The organism is Sphingobium sp. TKS (genome assembly GCF_001563265.1).
Taxonomy (GTDB): Bacteria; Pseudomonadota; Alphaproteobacteria; order Sphingomonadales; family Sphingomonadaceae; genus Sphingobium.
Map to the genome: position 1 here is coordinate 1,380,074 of NZ_CP005083.1, position 16,894 is coordinate 1,396,967.

The window sequence follows — 16,894 nt, forward strand, 5'->3', positions numbered from 1 at the left end:
CTTAAAGGACGCCTATGCAGACTAGCTTCTCCCCGGCACAGTTGGCCGATCCGGCAACGGCGTCCTCAGAAGCCGTAATTCGCAGATGCGTGCGCTGTGGTTTTTGCACAGCGACTTGCCCGACCTATGTCTTGCTGGGGAACGAACTCGATTCACCCCGCGGCCGCATCTATCTGATGAAGGACATGCTGGAAAATCAACGGCAGCCGACGCCCGAGGTGGTGAAGCATGTTGATCGGTGCCTTTCGTGCCTGTCATGTATGACGACCTGTCCATCCAGCGTGAATTATATGCACCTGGTCGATCATGCCCGGGCCTATATTGAGGCCCGATACCGGCGGCCCTTGCTCGAGCGTCTGATCCGGGGGGTGCTGGCGTCGGTGCTCCCCTATCCCCGGCGATTTCGCTTCGCTCTTGCGCTGGCTCGCGCTGCTCGTTTTGCGGCGCCGCTCCTGGGACAGGCAGAAACGCTGCGACCGTTGGCGGCGATGCTGACGATGGCGCCCGCTAAGAAGGCGCCAAAACCGCAGGACAAGCCATCGGTGGTTCCGGACGCCAAGGGTCGGGTGATCCTTCTCCAGGGGTGCGCCGAACCGGTGCTGAAGCCCGAAATCCGCGCCGCCGCCGTTCGGCTGCTCAATCGCTGCGGTTATGAGGTGGTGTTCGCGCGAGGCGAGGGTTGTTGCGGAGCATTAGTGCACCACATGGGGCGGGAACAGGCCAGCATGGCGGCGGCACGGCGCAATATAGATGCCTGGACCCATGAACTGGAGGGGAAGGGACTGTGCGCCATCGTGGTCACCACATCTGGCTGTGGCACCACCGTCAAGGATTATGGCTTCATGCTGCGAAACGATCCAGCCTATTCGGACAAGGCTGAGCGCATATCAGCCATCGCCAAGGATATCACCGAGTTGCTGGCGGAGACGGATTTGCCGGCCGCCACGCCGCGCGGCCTAACCGTCGCTTATCATTCTGCTTGCTCGCTTCAGCATGGGCAGCGTCTGAATGAGGCACCAAAGACCTTGCTCATCAAGGCAGGCTACAAAGTCGTTACCCCGGCTGAGGCGCATCTGTGCTGCGGATCTGCCGGAGTGTACAATATTCTTCAGCCGACGATTGCAGATCAACTTGGGGATAGGAAGGTTTCGCACATCGAGCGGCTGGCCCCAGATATTATCGCATCCGGCAATATCGGCTGCTCCATGCAGATCGGCAACCGAACGACGCTGTCTGTGGTACATACCGTTGAATTGCTGGATTGGGCCACTGGCGGACCTGAACCACCGTCGCTTTATCAGGGATTCAAGGGAGCATGATTATTACTTTCTGATAGCTCTTCTCGACTTCGTCCGACACCAGAGCGACAGCAGCGTCACTTTTTCAGATCGACCTCCTTCCATTGCATCGTCAACAGCGCGACATTGCAGAACAGCAGACGATTGATGTGCATATTGCCCCTTCCCGAAAAATCCTTGGGAGGGGGCTTAGGAACGGAGGATCGTTCGTGACCAACGCGTATTGCGCGGCGATCTATGGCTTCTGCCAAACTGTTGAGCGGCGCTTCACGATCGTCACGCCGCTCAAATAATGGCCAGCTTAATTGGACTTAGGGGCAGGGGTCGGGCAGGTCGCGATGAATCGCTTCGATCGCGGCCAGGGCATCCTCTTCCAGTTGGATGTAGATGCTGCCGATGTCGATCTTGAGCTGATCCAGCGATGTCGCGCCGATGATCGTGGAGGTGACGAAGGGCCGGCTGTTGACGAAGGCCAGCGCCAGTTGCGCCGGATCCAGCCCATAAGCCTGCGCGACGGCGACATAACGGGCCGAGGCCGTCGCCTGGCCGGGCAGGTCGTAGCGCACGAACTGGCGGCTGACGTCGCGGCGCGATCCCTTGGGAATCCGCCCGCCCAGATATTTGCCGGTGAGATTGCCGCCCGCCAGAGGGGAATAAGCAAGCAGCGACACCTGTTCGCGCAGCGCAAATTCCGACAAGCCATATTCGAAGGTGCGGTTGAGCAGATTATAGGCGTTCTGGATCGATGCGACGCGCGGCAGCGCCTTTTCCCGCGACAGGCGCAGATATTCCGACACGCCCCACGGCGTTTCATTGGAGACGCCGAAATGGCGGATCTTCCCCGCCCGCACCAGATCGGCCAGCGCGCCCAGCGTTTCCTCGATCGGAACCGTTTCGGCCGTGTCGGCCAGCCGGGTCAGCCCGCGCACCCCGAAGGCGGGCACGGGCCGGTCGGGCCAATGCACCTGATACAGATCGATATAGTCGGTGCGCAGCCGGCGCAGGCTGTCCTCCACCGCCTGCTCGATATTGCGGCGGTCGAGCCGGTTGTTGCCGCCGCGAAACTCCCGCACCGGATCGCGCGTGGGACCGGCGACCTTCGTGGCGAGCACGATGTCATCGCGGCGTCCACGGCCAGCGATCCAGTTGCCGATATAGGTTTCGGTCAGGAACTGCGTTTCGCGGGCCACTGGCGTCACCGGATAGGCTTCGGCGGTGTCGATGAAATTGACGCCCTCGCCAAAGGCATGGTCGAGCTGCGCATGGGCCTGCGCCTCGCTATTTTGCGAGCCCCAGGTCATGGTGCCCAGGCAGATCAGGCTGACCCTGATCCCGGTGCGCCCCAATATGCGATATTCCATAGTCGACCCCTAACCAGATTTCGGCCCCTCCATAACGGCTGACGAAAGCGGGTCACTCAAGATAATTTGATAGAGCGTTGAGCGCGGCTGCTTTGAAGTCCGCCGACGGCGTCGGCCGGCTCAGTTGTCGCAATATTCCCAGCGGCCCGCATTGCAGGCGGCCACTGCGCGGCGCCAGGCCGCCATCTCGCGCGCATAATCGGCGCGGGCTTCGGCATAGGCGTCGCGGTCGCTTTGCCGCACGCGATAGCTTTGCCTGTTCCTGGCGTCGCGCTCGCGCACATAGGCGAGCTGCTGCTGGTTCATTCGCTTGATGATCGCGCTGTCGCGTGCCCGCGCCGCGGCGCTGCGCATCGTGGGATCATGCGGATCGTCAGCCAGCGCCGCACCCGGCAATAGCGACGCACCCATCATCACCGCGCAAATGAACGAACCAAGCTTCATGACCATGCGTCCCCTTTTTTCTTGCACCAGCTATTTGCGCGGCGGCCGGAACAAGGCAACCGATTTGCGACGAGCGGCGGTCCGGGCGCCCGCCTGCAAGCGAAAGTCATGGCGCGAGTGGATGGACCGCTTCCAGGTTCAGCCAATTCGCTATGTTGGCCAGTTCGGACTGCAAGGCGTCGCGGCTATGATCGGGGGCATCGGGTTCGAGGTGGACCGATTGCACGATCAGCCTGGATGCATGGCGATCCGCCTTGAGGTCCACCCGCGCAACCAATTGGTCGCCCAGCAGGAAGGGCAGCACATAATATCCATGCAGCCGCTTCTCTGCCGGAACGTAGATTTCTATCCGGTAGCGGAAGCCGAAGAGCCGCTCGGCCCGGTCGCGCTCCCAGATCAGCGGGTCGAACGGCGCGAGCAGTGCCTGCGCCTCGATCCGCCGTGGTCGGCGGGCGTCGCGGTGCAACCAGGCATGTCTCCAGCCGGGCACCTCCACCGGGATCAGCACGCCCTCCTCGGCAAGCGCATGGATGGCGGGGCGGGCCTCCTCGGGCGATTGGCGGAAATAGTCGCGCAGCTCGCGCTCGGTCGCGATGCCGTGCGCCGCCGCCGCGCGCTCGATCAGGGCGCGGTGCGCCTCGGCCTCCGTCGGGGTCGGCAGGGCGAGGATATTGTCCGGAATGACCCGCTCGGTCAGGTCATAGACCCGCTCGAAACTGCGGCGGCGGGTGGCTGTCGTGATGTGTCCCGCCCAGAAAAGCCATTCGAGCGCCCGCTTGGTGTCGCTCCATTCCCACCAGCCCGACTGCCCCTTATGCGCTTCGAAGTCCGATGTCGCCAAAGGGCCGTCCACTCTGATCCGGTCGAGCAGCGCCATCGCCTCCGCCCGCCGCTCGGTCGCGTAGAGGCGCATCCGGCCCCACCCAGCTTCGCCGCGATCGGCCTGCGCCATGCGCCAGCGCAGGAAGGGGTGCATGGCGAAGGGCAGCAGAGATGCTTCATGCGCCCAATATTCGAACAGCTTCCGCCGCCGGCCCGCACCCCAGGCCAGAGTGTCGAGATCGGCACGGTCATAGGCGCCCAATCGCGAAAATGCCGGCAGATAGTGCGCCCGGGCCAGAATATTGACGCTGTCGATCTGATGCAGGTGCAGCCTGTCCAGGATTCGCTGGAGATGGATGGGCCGCGGAGTTTCGCTTCGCTTGGCGCCGAAGCCTTGGGCTGAAAGGGCGATGCGCCTCGCCAGCGGCAGCCCTATACGCTCGATCTTCGTCACTGGCACAGGCTAGAGGGCGCTGCCGACGGTGACAATCCCAAACCCGCTGTGGCCGCTCATGGGAACAGGCCGCGCAAATGATTGGCCGCACCGACACGGCTCAAGGCCTCGATCATGGCGGCGGTGCGCAGGTCGACCTTTTCCGCCTGGGCGCGGCGCTGCGTGCGGGCCAGGGCGTCGGTCAATATGTCGCGCATGCGCAGGTTGATCTCCTCCAGCGGCCAGGTCAGGTTCTGAAGCCCCTGCACCCATTCGAAATAGGATACGATGACGCCGCCGGCATTGGCCAATATGTCGGGCAGCACGATGATGCCGCGCGCTTGCAGCATGTCGTCGGCCTCCAGCGTCGTGGGACCATTGGCGCCCTCCGCCACGATCCGGCAGTTGATCCGCGAGGAATTTTCGGCGGTGATCTGGTTCTGCAAGGCGCAAGGCGCCAATATGTCGCAATGCAGTTCCAGCAGGTCGCGGCTGGGAATGATCTCGCCATAGGGGCAGCCGAAAAGCTGCCGGTGCTGGCGGACATGGTTTTTCAGCAGATCGATCGGCAGCCCCTTGGGGTTGTGCAGCGCCACGCTGACGTCGCTGATGCCGATGATCTTCGCTCCGGCTTCGGCCAGGAAGGTGGCGGCATGCATCCCGACATTGCCGAACCCCTGCACCACCGCGGTCGCGCCGTTGAGGTCAAGACCGATCTGGCGGCATGTTTCGCTCACCAGATAGGCGAGACCGCGCCCTGTCGCTTCGTGACGGCCCAGCGATCCGCCCAGCACCACCGGCTTGCCCGTCACGACCGACGGGACGGAATAGCCGACATGCTCGCTATAAGTGTCCATGATCCAGGCCATGACCTGCGCGTCGGTGCCCATGTCGGGCGCCGGAATGTCCTTGTCGGGGCCGATCATGCCGATGAATTCCGACGTGTAGCGGCGGGTGAGCCGTTCCAGCTCATCCTTGCTGAGCGCGGCGGGATCGACCCTGACCCCGCCCTTGGCCCCGCCGAAGGGTAGTTTCGCAAGGGCGCATTTCCAGGTCATCCACATGGAGAGGGCAGCGACTTCGCCCAGGCTGACGTCGGGATGATAGCGCAGGCCGCCCTTGGTCGGCCCCATGTTCAACACATGCTGTACCCGATAGGCGAAGACGGTTTCGACCTGATCGATGCCGTCGCGCTTGAAGGGCAGGGCGGCGATCTGCGTCCGTTCGGGAAACAGCAGGCGTTGCCGGATATTGGGGTCCAGCCCGGCGATATGGGCGGCCTTCAGAAATTGTTGCTGGGCGAGGTGGAGCATGGCCGACGACCATTCCGCCCCGCGCGCATGGGTCCGTTCCATCGCATAGTGGATCGATCGGATCAGCGTCGCGCTGTTGATGCCGTCCTTGAGCAGATAATCCTCCGCCCCGCCTTCCACGGCCTTGCTGGCCAGCCCCACATCGTCCATCGCGCTCTGGACGATGACGGGGATGCGCAGGTCATGCGCCCGGACGCGATAGAAGGTGTCGAGCGCCGTGCTGTCCGGCAGCATCAGGTCGAGCAGCACCACATCGATCCCGCCGACCTCCAGCCGTTCCAGCGCCTGTCCCAGCGTGCCGGCCAGCACGGTTTCGAACACCGGATTGTCGGATCGGCCGAGCAGCTTCTCGATCAGCCGCGAATAGACCGGATTATCCTCGACCAGCAGGACGGTGATGCGTTTGTGCGTCATGGCGTTTCACCTCAACTCTTGAGACCTCATGAATCTTGCGTGTTCCTGGCTTGATCCGAATTGCGTCCGCCGAGCCGCGCGGCCAGTTCTGCGAGCAGCCCTTCGATTTCGAAGCGCAACAGGTTCCAGCCGTCCTCCACGTCCCGGAAATTGCTGTCCGCGCCCATTTCTTCCAGGCGGAAAGCCGCGGCCCCCGCCTCGGATGCCGCGAAGATGTGCGCCGATCCTTTCAGGCTGTGCGCGGTGCGCTGAAGCTCCTGCGCGTTCCGTCCGTCGATCGCGGCGCGAACCTGCCGCATCATCTCCGGGCATTCGTCGATGAAGACGCCTGCCAGTTCGATCAGCAACTCCTCGTCGCCGTCGGCATTCTTAAGCGCCTTGGTCCAATCAAGAAGCGTGCTCATGGCCCGGACCCTTCCTCGCTATGGGGCTTCGCCGCGCTGGCGAACCGCCCCTCCACAACCTCGTAGAAATCCTCCGCCCGCAGCGGCTTGGAGATATAGTCGTCCATCCCCGCATTCAGGCAGCGTTCGCGGTCGCCGCGCATCGCATGCGCCGTCATGGCCACGATAGGGACATGATCCCCGGTGCCGCGTTCCCGTTCGCGAATGGCGGCCGTGGCCTGGAACCCGTCCATCACCGGCATCTGCACGTCCATCAGCACCACGTCGAAACGATCCTGCGCCAGCGCCTCGACCGCCTGCGCACCGTCCCCGACGATTTTCACCCAGTGCCCACGCTTTTCCAGCAGGCGGAGCGCGAGGCGCTGGTTGACGGCATTGTCCTCCGCGACCAGCACATGCAGCGACGGGCGGTCGTGAGGCGCCGGCTCGGGCAGAACCGTTTCCTCGCTCACCGTCACCTTCAGCACGGCGAATATGGCCTCCAGCAGTTCGGACTGGCGTATGGGCTTCAGCAGGAAGGCGGCAATGCCGGTCGCCCAGGTGCGGCGGGCCATCTCGTCCTTCTGCGCGGAAGAGAGCATGATCACCGCCGGACGGTCGGCCTCGCTGCCTCGCGCAATTTCCTTTGCGACGGCAAAACCGTCCATGCCCGGCATCATCATGTCGAGCAGCACCAGCCGCAAGGGACGGCCTATCCCGGCCGCGTTGCGCAGCGCGGTCAGCGCCTTCGGACCGCTCTCGACCACCAGCGGCTTCATGCCCCAGCCGCGGATCATCTCGTCCAATATGCGGCGGTTGGTCGCATTGTCGTCGACGATCAGCACCGGCAGGCCGTGCAGCGAGGGCGGTTCGGCTGGCTGGCTGGCCGGTTCGCCCTGCGCCAGCGCGAAGGGGATGGTGAAGTGAAAGACGCTGCCCCGGCCGATGGTGCTATCCAGTTCCAGCCGTCCGCCCATCAACTGCACCAGTTGCGAGGCGATGGTGAGGCCAAGGCCCGTGCCGCCGAAGCGGCGGGTGAAGGAGGTGTCGGCCTGGGAAAAGGCTTCGAAGATCAGTTTCTGCTTGTCCGCCGCTATGCCGGGGCCGGTGTCGCTGACCGCGAAGTGCAGCCGGGCCTGCTGCCCCTCCATCCATTCGACCGCCACATCCATCACCACCTCCCCCCGTTCGGTGAAGCGCAGCGCGTTGCCGACGAGGTTGATCACCACCTGCCGCAGCCGGTGCGGGTCGCCTTCCAGCGCATCGGGCACGCCGAGCGCGACATGGCAGGCGAGTTCGATCCCCTTTTCGGTGGCGCGTCCGGCAAAGGCCTGCAAGGTGTCGGCCAGCTCGTCGCGCAGGCTGAAGGCCACATGCTCCAGTTCCAGCCGCCCCGCCTCGATCTTCGAAAAGTCGAGAATGTCGTTGATGAGATGGAGCAGCGCGTCCGCCGATTGCGTGATCATGGTGAGATATTCGCGCTGCGATGCGGACAGCCTGGTATCGCTCAGCAGTTCCGACGCGCCGATGACGCCGTTCATGGGGGTGCGGATCTCATGACTCATATTGGCGAGGAACTGGCTCTTGGCGCGGGTCGCGTCCTCCGCCCTGTTCTTGGCCGCGCGCAATTCGGTTTCGGATTCCTCCAGCTGGATCGTCCGTTCTTCCAGCCGCATGTTGACGCCGCGCAGCTCCGCCGTGCGCTGGGCCACCACCTGTTCGGTGCGCGCCCGCTGGTTGGCCAGCGAAATGAGATAGATGAAGAGGATCAGGGTGACGGCCAGACCGCCGGCCAGCGCGATGGTGGGCGTGGTTGCCGCCCGCTTGTCGCCATAGGCGCCGGTCGCCGCGGTATAGATGGTGAAGACGCTGTTGCCGATGACCAGGGAGCTGGAATGGAACAGGTCCGAATCCATGGCCGGACCGGCGCCGGGCCGCCGCTTCGTCTTGCTTCCGGGCGCCATGATCGACAGCAGCACCCGCTGCGCCGCCGGGGCGGAGGAATCGAGCAGATAGAGGTCCACGCCCTTCCTGGGCATCAGATCGATCGCGCCCTGGATCACGTCACCGATGCGCAGCACGGCAACCACAAAGCCGGTGAGATGCGCGCGCCGCTGATCGACGGCGATCTGCTCCCCGCCGTCATAGACCGGCGCGAAGACGGCGATGCGGGGCGTATCGTCGCCCATTTGCGGCATGCGGATATGGGCGGCGGCGGCGATTTCGCCGCTGTCGCGGGCGGCCAGCATCGCCGCGTGCGCGAACGGGTCAGATCCCCAGTCGAAGCCCAGCATCTCCGGTGCGCCGCCCAGTGCGGATTCCGCGTAGAATATCGGGAAATAGGCGTCGCGCCGCTCCGCTCCGACGGTTGCCCCATGGGCATTGAGCTGGGTGAACCGGAAAGTCCCGCCATTCGCGCTTGCGCCCTTATCCTCCCACGCCTTGCGCTCGCCGCTGGGGACATAGGGCACCCATTGGACGGAATCGAGGCTGGACAGCCCGGTCAGATAGACGCTGGCAAAGGCCTTGAACTCGTCCGGGCCGACATCCTCCGATGCCTGATAATAGCCCAGCAGAGCCCTGATCACGCTGGTTTCCGAGAAGAATTGCCGCTTGATGCCTTCAGCGCGCTGCTCGGCCTCCAGGGTGAATTCGGTTTCCGTGGACCGGCCCTGTTCAATGACAAGCCATTGCCATACGCCCACCGTCAGCAGCAGGCTGACGATCCCGACCATCAGGGCGAACCAATATTTCACGCCACCTTTCAACCAGTTCCCGGAACCGGTTGCCGTTGGCGCGGCGGAGGGAAGGGGGGCAGGTTCGTTCATGACTGACCGCCCCTTGCAGGAACGGGCTGCCATTCGCGGACCTGACGCTGCGCCTCCGCAATTTGCGCGGGCGTCATGCTGCGCGACAGACGGTCGATATTCTGGCTTGCCTTGGTGCGGAGCGATGGCGCGCGGGCGTTGGCCTGGCCCAGCGCGAACCATTTATACGCCGCTACCGGATCTCGGGGCACTCCCTGGCCGCCGCCGTAGATAATGCCGAGCTGCACTTGCGCGTCGGCATTGCCCTGGGATGCGGCGCGTTCGAACCAATAGACGGCCTTTAGCTGATTCCTGGTGACGCCCCGGCCGATCATGTAAAGGACCGCCAGCGTGAATTGCGCGCCGATATGCCCTTGTTCGGCCGCTCTGGTGTACCATCGCGCGGCCTCCACCAGATCCTGCTCGACGCCGAATTCGCGCAGATAGATTTCGCCCAGATTGAACTGGGCGTCCGCCACCCCCAGCGCCGCGGCGCGGCGAAACCATTTCATCGCTTCCTTATAATCCTGCCCCGCGCCCTGACCGCGAAGATACATGCGGCCAAGGCTGTTCTGCGCGCGCGGATCGCCATTATCCGCCAGCGACTGAAACAGGCGCATGGCATTGGCATAGTCGCCGCGCCTGTAGGCGGCGGCGGCGTCCTCGAAGGGCCCCGCCAGGCATGGAAGGGAGAAAAGGAGCAGGCCAACCAGCGACGCTCGCCAGACACAAAAAGGGGCCAAGGCGACAAACGCGCTTCCCCCCTTTCTTCGGGGTTCCGTTTTTCCGCTCCGGCCCCACATGACGGCACCTTTCCGGCATATCGTGCCGGATCGAGTCCAGAATGGACGAGCAGGGACCATATTAACGCAGATAGGGCGGGAAGGCTCGATCTTTCAGAGGGCTGGTGCGGCTATGCGTCCAAAGGCGCATTTCCAAACAGATGGGGTGATTGGGGCTCACCACCGAGTCGGTGGGGTGGCTGCTCCTCGCAGATGGTAAGACGTGGTCCGTATCGAGCGGCCACAACCATGAGGAGGAGCAACCATGCGCCATTATGCCGGACTGGATGTATCGTTGGAAGAGACGGCGATCTGCATTGTCGATGACACGGGCAAAGTGATCCGTGAGCTTCGTGCCGCCAGTGACCCCGATGCACTGGTCGAGACGTTGACCGCTACCGGTCTGAGCTTCGAGCGCGTTGGTCTGGAGGCATGCTCGCTGTCATCGTGGCTGCATCAGGGTCTGACGCGCGCGGGCCTCCCGGCACTGTGCATCGAAACGCGAGCGGCCAAAGCGGCAATGGGTGCGATGCCCAACAAGACCGACCGTAACGACGCCCGTGGTCTGGCTCAGATCATCCGCACTGGTTGGTATCGCGTGGTCCACGTGAAGAGCATGCCGTGCCGATCGGCCCGCGCGCTGCTCGGTGCACGCCGGACGATGTTGAATAAGCAGCGCGACATCGAGAACGCGGTGAGGGCCGTACTCCGCGAGGTCGGACTCAAGCTGGGAACACCGCCGCGCAAGCTCTTCGCCGGCCTGGTCCGCGAACTCGCGTCAGTCGACCCTGCCATCTCCGACATCATCGAGCCGCTGCTTGCGGTGCTCGATGTGATGGTGCGCCAGATCGAGCATTTGACGAAGCGCGTGCTGGAAGCGGTCAGGGTTGAGCCGATATGCCGACGGCTGATGACGGTGCCAGGTGTGGGGCCGCTGACCGCGCTCACCTTCCGGGCGACGGTCGATCTGCCCGAGCGCTTCCGACGATCCCGCGACGTCGGCGCTCATCTCGGGCTCACGCCCCGTCGCTACCAGTCTGGCGAAACGGATGTCCAAGGCCGCATCAGCCGATGTGGCGACGAACTCGCCCGTACCGCGTTGTACGAGGCGGCGCATACTCTGCTGACGCGCTGCCAGAAATGGTCGACGCTAAAGGCGTGGGGTATGCGCCTTGCCCAGCGGCGCGGCATGGCTAAAGCCCGCGTCGCCGTGGCTCGCAAGCTTGCCGTCATCTTGCACCGTATGTGGAGCGATGAGGCCGAGTTCCGCTGGGGTAAGTCACCGACGTTCACAGCAGCATGAGGAGACACAAACCAGTTCCCGCCTGAAGAGACGGGTAGCGGTCGTTCCCATGGGGACGATGGGCGGAATGACCTCGTTGAGAGTCCGGATTCTCGGCTTTGCCGAAGGTCGCGAAACAGCTTGAGGCATCCCGCTCTCCTGACCCCATTATGCGGCAGCCCAGCGCTGACCGCGGAGAGAAGCGAGTGATCCATGGGAACGGTCACGAATACGAGGAAACAGCTTGACCCAAAACGCCCCAATCAGAGAAAACTCTTAGGGCAGAAGCTTGTCGAGCGTGATCGGCAGGTCGCGCACGCGCTTGCCGGTCGCATTGAAGACGGCATTGGCGACAGCCGCGGCAACGCCCGCCACACCGATTTCTCCAATGCCGCGGGCGCCCATCGGCGCGCGTGGATCGGGGATGTCGGTCCACAGCACGTCGATCTCCGGCACGTCGAGATGAACCGGGACATGATAGTCGGCAAGCGAACCGCTCATGATCCGCCCGGTGCGTTCGTCGAGCAGCGTTTCCTCGGTCAATGCAAGGCCCAGGCCCATGATGATGCCGCCGCGAAACTGGCTGGCGGCCGTCTGCGGGTTGAGGATACGGCCGCAATCGAAGGCGCCGACGATCCGCGACACCCGTACCTCGCCCGTCACCTGGCTGACCTTGACCTCGCAGAAAATCGCGGAGGTGCTGTGCATCGCGAATTTCAGCATTTCCAGCGGTGGTCCGCTCTGGCCGGTGGCGCTCACGCTTTTGCGTCCGGCGCGTTTCAGGATCGAGGCGTAGCTTTCGTGACGCGAGGGGTCTCCGATTTTCCGGAGGCCGCCATTGGCCGTTTCGACCTCGCCCGCACGGAGACCGGCAAGCGGGGTATCGTTGCCGGCCAACCGGATCAGTTCCGGGATGAGTTTCGCGCTCGCGGCGGTAATGGCCGCGCCGAGCGATGCCGTCTGGGAAGAACCGCCCGCCATGCTGCCGAAAGGCAGGCTGGAATCGCCGATCTCCACGGTGACGTTTTCCAGCGGCAGGCCCAGCCGGTCGGCGGCATGCTGGCGCTGCACGGTCGTCGTGCCCATTCCCATTTCATGGGCGGCGCTGGCGACCGTGGCATGGCCGCTCTCGTCGATCGTGATCCGTGCCGCCATGCCGGGCATGCGCGCATAGGGAAAGGTGCCGCTGGCGCAGCCCATGCCGATCAGCCATTCGCCGTCGCGTTTCATCCCCGGTTCGGCCGATCGCCGGTCCCATCCGAAGCGTTCGGCGCCCATGGCATAGGCCTGCATCAGGTCGCTCTGGGAATGAGGGGCGCCGGATAGGGGCGCGCAATGCGCGACATTGCGGCGGCGCAGTTCGATGGGATCGAGGCCGATGGCATGGGCCAGTTCGTCCATCGCACTTTCCAGCGCGAAGGTGCCCACGGCTTCTCCCGGCGCGCGCATGAAGCTGTTGGCGAGCAGGTCCAGGTCGATATGGCGCTGCTCGATCTTGAAGGTTTCGGCGGCGTAGAGCGTGCGGCCGGTCATGCTGAACTGCTCGTCGCAGACGCTGTGCAGGGGTTTTACGGAATAGCCGGTATGGATGAGCGCCTTCAGCCGGCCCTCACCATCGGCGCCCAGTGCGAAGCGTTGTTCCGTCGCTGAGCGTCCGCCGATGAGGCGGTGTATGGACTTGCGCGACAGCACGATCCTGACCGGACGCCCGGCGAGCCGCGCCGCCGCTATCGCCAATATCTGGTGATCCCATAATCCCTTGCTGCCAAAGCCGCCGCCCACGAAGGGAGACAACACCCGCACCTGATCTTCCTTGAGGCCGAAAATCTTGGCCAGGGACCCGGCCGTCGCATGGATCATCTGCGTCGCGTCATGGACCAGAAGCCGGTCGCCGTTCCACTGGACCGTGGCTGCATTCGGCTCGATCGGATTGTGATTCTGCCAGGGCGTGCGATAGACCGCATCGACCTGATGGGCTGCCCCGGCCAGCGCCGCTTCGGCGTCCCCGATGGTGACGGGATTTTTCTCGATCAGGATGGAAGGCGGGGTCCGCGCCCCGGCCTTGCCGTCCTCGAATCGCGTGCGGGCGGAGGCGCGCTGATAGGTGATCGCGATCAGGCTGGCCGCGTGATCCGCCTCTTCCTGCGTGTCGGCCAGCACGACCGCGACGACTTGCCCGTTCCAGCGGATAGTGGCGTCCTGCATGACGGGCAGGATATTGTTGCCAGCCGCTTTCAGGTTGGAAATGCCGATTGCCGGCGGCACCGCCATTTTCGGCGCATTATGGTGCGTCATCACGAGCCGGACGCCGGGCGCGGCCTCGGCGGCCGCCACGTCCAGCCGCTCGATCGTGCCCCTGGCGATCGTGGAATGAACGAAGGCTGCGAACAGCAAGCCGTCCAGCGGAATCTCCGCGGCAAAGCGCGCCGCGCCCCGCACCTTTTCGGGACCGTCCAGGCGCGGCTGTTGCGTCCCCAGCGTCACGCGCTTCTCGATCAGCGGATCGGGCCTGCCGCCTGGCAGCCAGCCGGCGGGAACCTGGCCCAGCACCGCGCGGACGCCGCCGACGATGGCATTTTGCAGCTTGCTCATGCCCGCTTCTCCGCCAATTCGCCAAGGACGGCGGTCAATGTGCGGCGGAGAAGGTCGGGCTTGAAGCCATTGCCCGCCAATGTCCGGGCCTCGACGAGTTCGGCGTCGGCCGCCTCGCGAAATACCGCTTCGGATGGAGCGCGCCCGCGCAAGACCGCTTCGGCCCTGAGGGCGCGCCATGGCTTGGGCGCCACGCCGCCAAATGCCACACGAATACTATCGATGAAGCCATCCTTCACGTCGAGAATGGCGGCAACCGATATCAACGCAAAAGCGTAACTCGAACGGTCCCGCACTTTGCGATAGGTCGAATGGATCGCGGCCGGCAAGGGCGGCAGGCGGATGGCGGTGATGAGGTCGCCCGGTTCCATCACGGTTTCCAGATCGGGGCGATCGCCGGGCAAGCGGTGAAAATCCACGATGGGGATCGTTCTTTCACCGCTGGTGCCCATGACCTGCACATCCGCGCCAATCGCCGCCAGCGCCACGCACATGTCCGACGGATGGGTCGCCACGCATTGGCCGGAGCCGCCCAGGATCGCGTGATAACGGGTGAAGCCCTCTATCGCATCGCATCCGCTGCCGGGCTGGCGCTTGTTGCAGCGGGCGCCCTCCGGATCGTAGAAATAGGCGCAGCGCGTGCGTTGCAGGATATTGCCGCCGACCGTCGCCATGTTGCGGATCTGGCTCGATGCGCCCGACAGCAACGCGCGCGATAGAAGGGGGTAGCGCGTCCGTACCGCCGGATGCGCGGCCAGCGTGCCGTTGCGTACCGACGCCCCGATCAGCATCCCGCCATCCTGCGCCTCTTCAATGGCGGCTGGCAAGCCGGTCAGATCGACCAGGGCGCTCGGTTTCTCCACATTCTGCCGCATCAGGTCGACCAGATTGGTGCCGCCGCCAAGAAAACGCCCGGCGCCGTTCGCGCCCTGGCGCATCGCGTCCACGACATCCTCGGCGCGCCCATAGGAAAAGGGGTTCATGCATCCGCTCCCGCCATATAGTCTTCGATCGCCTCGACGATCCCGTTATGCGCGCCGCAACGGCAGAGATTGCCGCTCATGCGCTCCCGGATTTCTTCGCGCGTCAGGAGGGGGGCCGCCGAAAGATCTGCCGTCACATGACTGGGATCTCCGCGTCCGGCTTCCTCAAGCATGGCCAGGGCCGAACAAATCTGGCCCGGCGTGCAATAGCCGCACTGCAATCCATCATGCCGGATGAAGGCTTCCTGCAAGGGATGGAGCCCGCCATCCTCCTGCCCCAGCCCCTCGATCGTGCGGACCTCCCGGCCATCGACCTGCACCGCCAGGGTCAGACAGGATAATATGCGCTGACCGTCGACCAGCACCGTGCAAGCGCCGCAAGCGCCCTGGTTGCACCCCAGCTTCGTTCCGGTGAGGCCAAGGCGGTCGCGCAGCAAGTCGAGCAGGGAAACCCGCGGGTCCGCGGGCACGGCATAATCGGAACCGTTGATTATTATCGCCATCGCGCATCTCCGATCGTTTTCGGCGCCCACGCAGAGATATTACGAATTTCGTAGTATTCAAGGTTCGCTCGACGCAATTTTTCCCGTCAGGCGGATCAATTGCTCCCGTTCCTCCCTGTCCAATGCCCGGAGCATCCAGCGAGAAGTTTCCCGATAGGCCGCGATATGATCGTCGACCACATTCCCGCCCTTCTCGGTCGCGCTGAGGGCGACTGAGCGGCGATCGTCAGCGGGACGGCGGCGTTCGATCAACGCCTTGCGGACCAATCGGGTGGTAGCCGACGACATGGTCGTGATCGCCACGTTGAGATAACGCGCGACATCGCTCAGGCCGCAGCCGGGATGGTCCCGGACATAGATCAGCGTCTGCGCATCGAGCGGATTGAGCGCATTCTCTGCCGCTGCCGCCGCCTCCGCGACCTTGAAGCGCCGCGTGAATGTGCCGAACGCCTGCGTTAACTGGTCGACTTGGGACTGGGTAGGTTCGGTCATGGGCATGCGATCACAATTGAGAGAACTGCGCCTATCATAGCGCCGACCATATCTCCATGTCATAGAACCGAAAGGGCGGGATCTTTTCGGCGGACATGGCGTTCCCGAGCTTCTGGCATCGCCGATTTTACAAGGAAGGTGAAGCGCAGCTTTAGCCTGAATAAGGGGAATATTCGTCCGGCGGGCGAGGCATGCTGACACTGAACAGCGCATGTCATGGCATCTCGACAGCTAAACGGAACACAGTTGCAGACTGGTTCGTTTTAGAGGTCCGAAAACAAATAGAGGAGAGTATCTGCGTGAGATCAGCCTTTCCATGCGCGCTTTCGCTGCTGCATCGGCCTTGTTCCTGGCGACCGCTCCCGCGCTTGCCGGAGATGAGGAGCGCGCTCTTGCCGCGATCGCGCAAGCTCAAGGGAAAATCGATGCCGCCGCCAAGCTGAAGGCCGGCGACTTCGATCCGGCCGTGCTGGCCAAAGCGCAGGCATCGTTGCGGCTTGCGCAGGAACAGCTCAAGAGCGGCAAGGAGCAGGCCGCCATCCGCGCCGCCGTCGACGCGCAGCAATTCGCGGACACGGCGATCGGTGAAAGCCAGGCGCGCACCGATGCCGACGCGCATATGCACGCGGCAACGGCCACGGCCGCGCAGCAGGATGCCGCCGCCGCGAATGCGCGGGCCGACGCCGCCGAACGCGCAGCGGCTTCCGCTGCGGCCGATGCGCGGGCCGCTCGCGCCGCCGCTATCCCGGCGCCCGCAACCACCACGGTGACGACCGAAACCGTCAAGACCGCGCCCGTCACCGTGCGCAAGGCCGCTCCGGTCAAGCGCAAGGTCGTGCGCAAGTCGACGAGCCCGGTCCGCGCTTCCGTTGTCGAAAAGACCACGACGACCGTCACGCAGCGATGATCGCAGGACAGGACGGTCTCGGCATCGATGCCGTCCTGTCTTCCTGCGTGTAAGACTGCAGGCGCGGGACCGGAACTA

The 16,894-nt window shown here is 64.1% G+C and carries 14 protein-coding genes; 3 read left to right on the forward strand and 11 right to left on the reverse strand.

What is annotated here, in order from left to right; translation table 11 throughout:
• The first annotated feature begins 14 nt into the window (after positions 1–14).
• Positions 15–1,319 (forward strand): glycolate oxidase subunit GlcF, encoded by a 1,305-nt coding sequence (gene glcF / locus K426_RS06980; protein WP_066555456.1) that lies wholly within the window; start codon positions 15–17, stop codon positions 1,317–1,319.
• A gap of 290 nt (positions 1,320–1,609) precedes the next feature.
• Here glcF and K426_RS06985 read toward each other — a convergent pair whose 3' ends face one another.
• From K426_RS06985 to K426_RS07015, 7 genes are all read right to left on the reverse strand, one after another.
• Positions 1,610–2,659, reverse strand: coding sequence for an NADP(H)-dependent aldo-keto reductase (locus K426_RS06985; RefSeq protein ID WP_066555460.1), 1,050 nt, complete (start codon positions 2,657–2,659; stop codon positions 1,610–1,612).
• Positions 2,660–2,779: 120 nt separating this feature from the next.
• Positions 2,780–3,103, reverse strand: a complete 324-nt coding sequence (locus K426_RS06990; RefSeq protein WP_066555462.1) for a hypothetical protein — start codon at positions 3,101–3,103, stop codon at positions 2,780–2,782.
• Between the two features lie 106 nt (positions 3,104–3,209).
• On the reverse strand, positions 3,210–4,379 hold the full coding sequence (locus K426_RS06995; RefSeq protein WP_237229971.1) for a winged helix-turn-helix domain-containing protein: 1,170 nt from the start codon (positions 4,377–4,379) through the stop codon (positions 3,210–3,212).
• A gap of 56 nt (positions 4,380–4,435) precedes the next feature.
• Complete coding sequence (locus K426_RS07000) at positions 4,436–6,085, reverse strand: Glu/Leu/Phe/Val dehydrogenase dimerization domain-containing protein (protein WP_066555466.1); 1,650 nt, start codon at positions 6,083–6,085, stop codon at positions 4,436–4,438.
• A 26-nt stretch (positions 6,086–6,111) separates the two neighbouring features.
• The gene (locus K426_RS07005; protein WP_066555468.1) at positions 6,112–6,489 is read right to left on the reverse strand and encodes an Hpt domain-containing protein; all 378 of its coding nucleotides are present in this window, start codon (positions 6,487–6,489) and stop codon (positions 6,112–6,114) included.
• Complete coding sequence (locus tag K426_RS07010) at positions 6,486–9,296, reverse strand: response regulator (protein ID WP_066555470.1); 2,811 nt, start codon at positions 9,294–9,296, stop codon at positions 6,486–6,488. Before K426_RS07010 ends, K426_RS07005 begins: the two co-directional genes overlap by 4 nt.
• A complete protein-coding gene (locus K426_RS07015) occupies positions 9,293–10,018 on the reverse strand; it encodes a tetratricopeptide repeat protein (RefSeq protein ID WP_066555472.1) in 726 nt (241 codons plus the stop codon). Before K426_RS07015 ends, K426_RS07010 begins: the two co-directional genes overlap by 4 nt.
• Positions 10,019–10,322: 304 nt before the next feature.
• Between K426_RS07015 and K426_RS07020 the strand changes: the two genes are divergently transcribed.
• Positions 10,323–11,360, forward strand: coding sequence for an IS110 family transposase (locus tag K426_RS07020; RefSeq protein WP_066553395.1), 1,038 nt, complete (start codon positions 10,323–10,325; stop codon positions 11,358–11,360).
• 255 nt (positions 11,361–11,615) lie between these two features.
• Here the strand turns inward: K426_RS07020 and K426_RS07025 are convergent, their stop codons facing one another.
• Genes K426_RS07025 through K426_RS07040 form a run of 4 tightly spaced genes read right to left on the reverse strand, consistent with a single transcriptional unit; the run spans position 11,616 to position 15,909 of the window.
• A complete protein-coding gene (locus tag K426_RS07025; protein WP_066555476.1) occupies positions 11,616–13,931 on the reverse strand; it encodes a xanthine dehydrogenase family protein molybdopterin-binding subunit in 2,316 nt (771 codons plus the stop codon).
• Entirely contained in the window at positions 13,928–14,914 is a 987-nt protein-coding gene (locus K426_RS07030) for an FAD binding domain-containing protein (protein ID WP_066555477.1), read from the reverse strand. Before K426_RS07030 ends, K426_RS07025 begins: the two co-directional genes overlap by 4 nt.
• On the reverse strand, positions 14,911–15,417 hold the full coding sequence (locus K426_RS07035; RefSeq protein ID WP_066555478.1) for a 2Fe-2S iron-sulfur cluster-binding protein: 507 nt from the start codon (positions 15,415–15,417) through the stop codon (positions 14,911–14,913). The genes K426_RS07030 and K426_RS07035 overlap by 4 nt, the downstream gene beginning before the upstream one ends.
• 57 nt (positions 15,418–15,474) lie before the next feature.
• On the reverse strand, positions 15,475–15,909 hold the full coding sequence (locus K426_RS07040; RefSeq protein WP_066555479.1) for a MarR family winged helix-turn-helix transcriptional regulator: 435 nt from the start codon (positions 15,907–15,909) through the stop codon (positions 15,475–15,477).
• Between the two features lie 295 nt (positions 15,910–16,204).
• Here K426_RS07040 and K426_RS07045 point away from each other — a divergent pair, with 295 nt between their 5' ends.
• Complete coding sequence (locus tag K426_RS07045; RefSeq protein ID WP_066555480.1) at positions 16,205–16,816, forward strand: hypothetical protein; 612 nt, start codon at positions 16,205–16,207, stop codon at positions 16,814–16,816.
• The last annotated feature ends 78 nt before the right edge of the window (positions 16,817–16,894 follow it).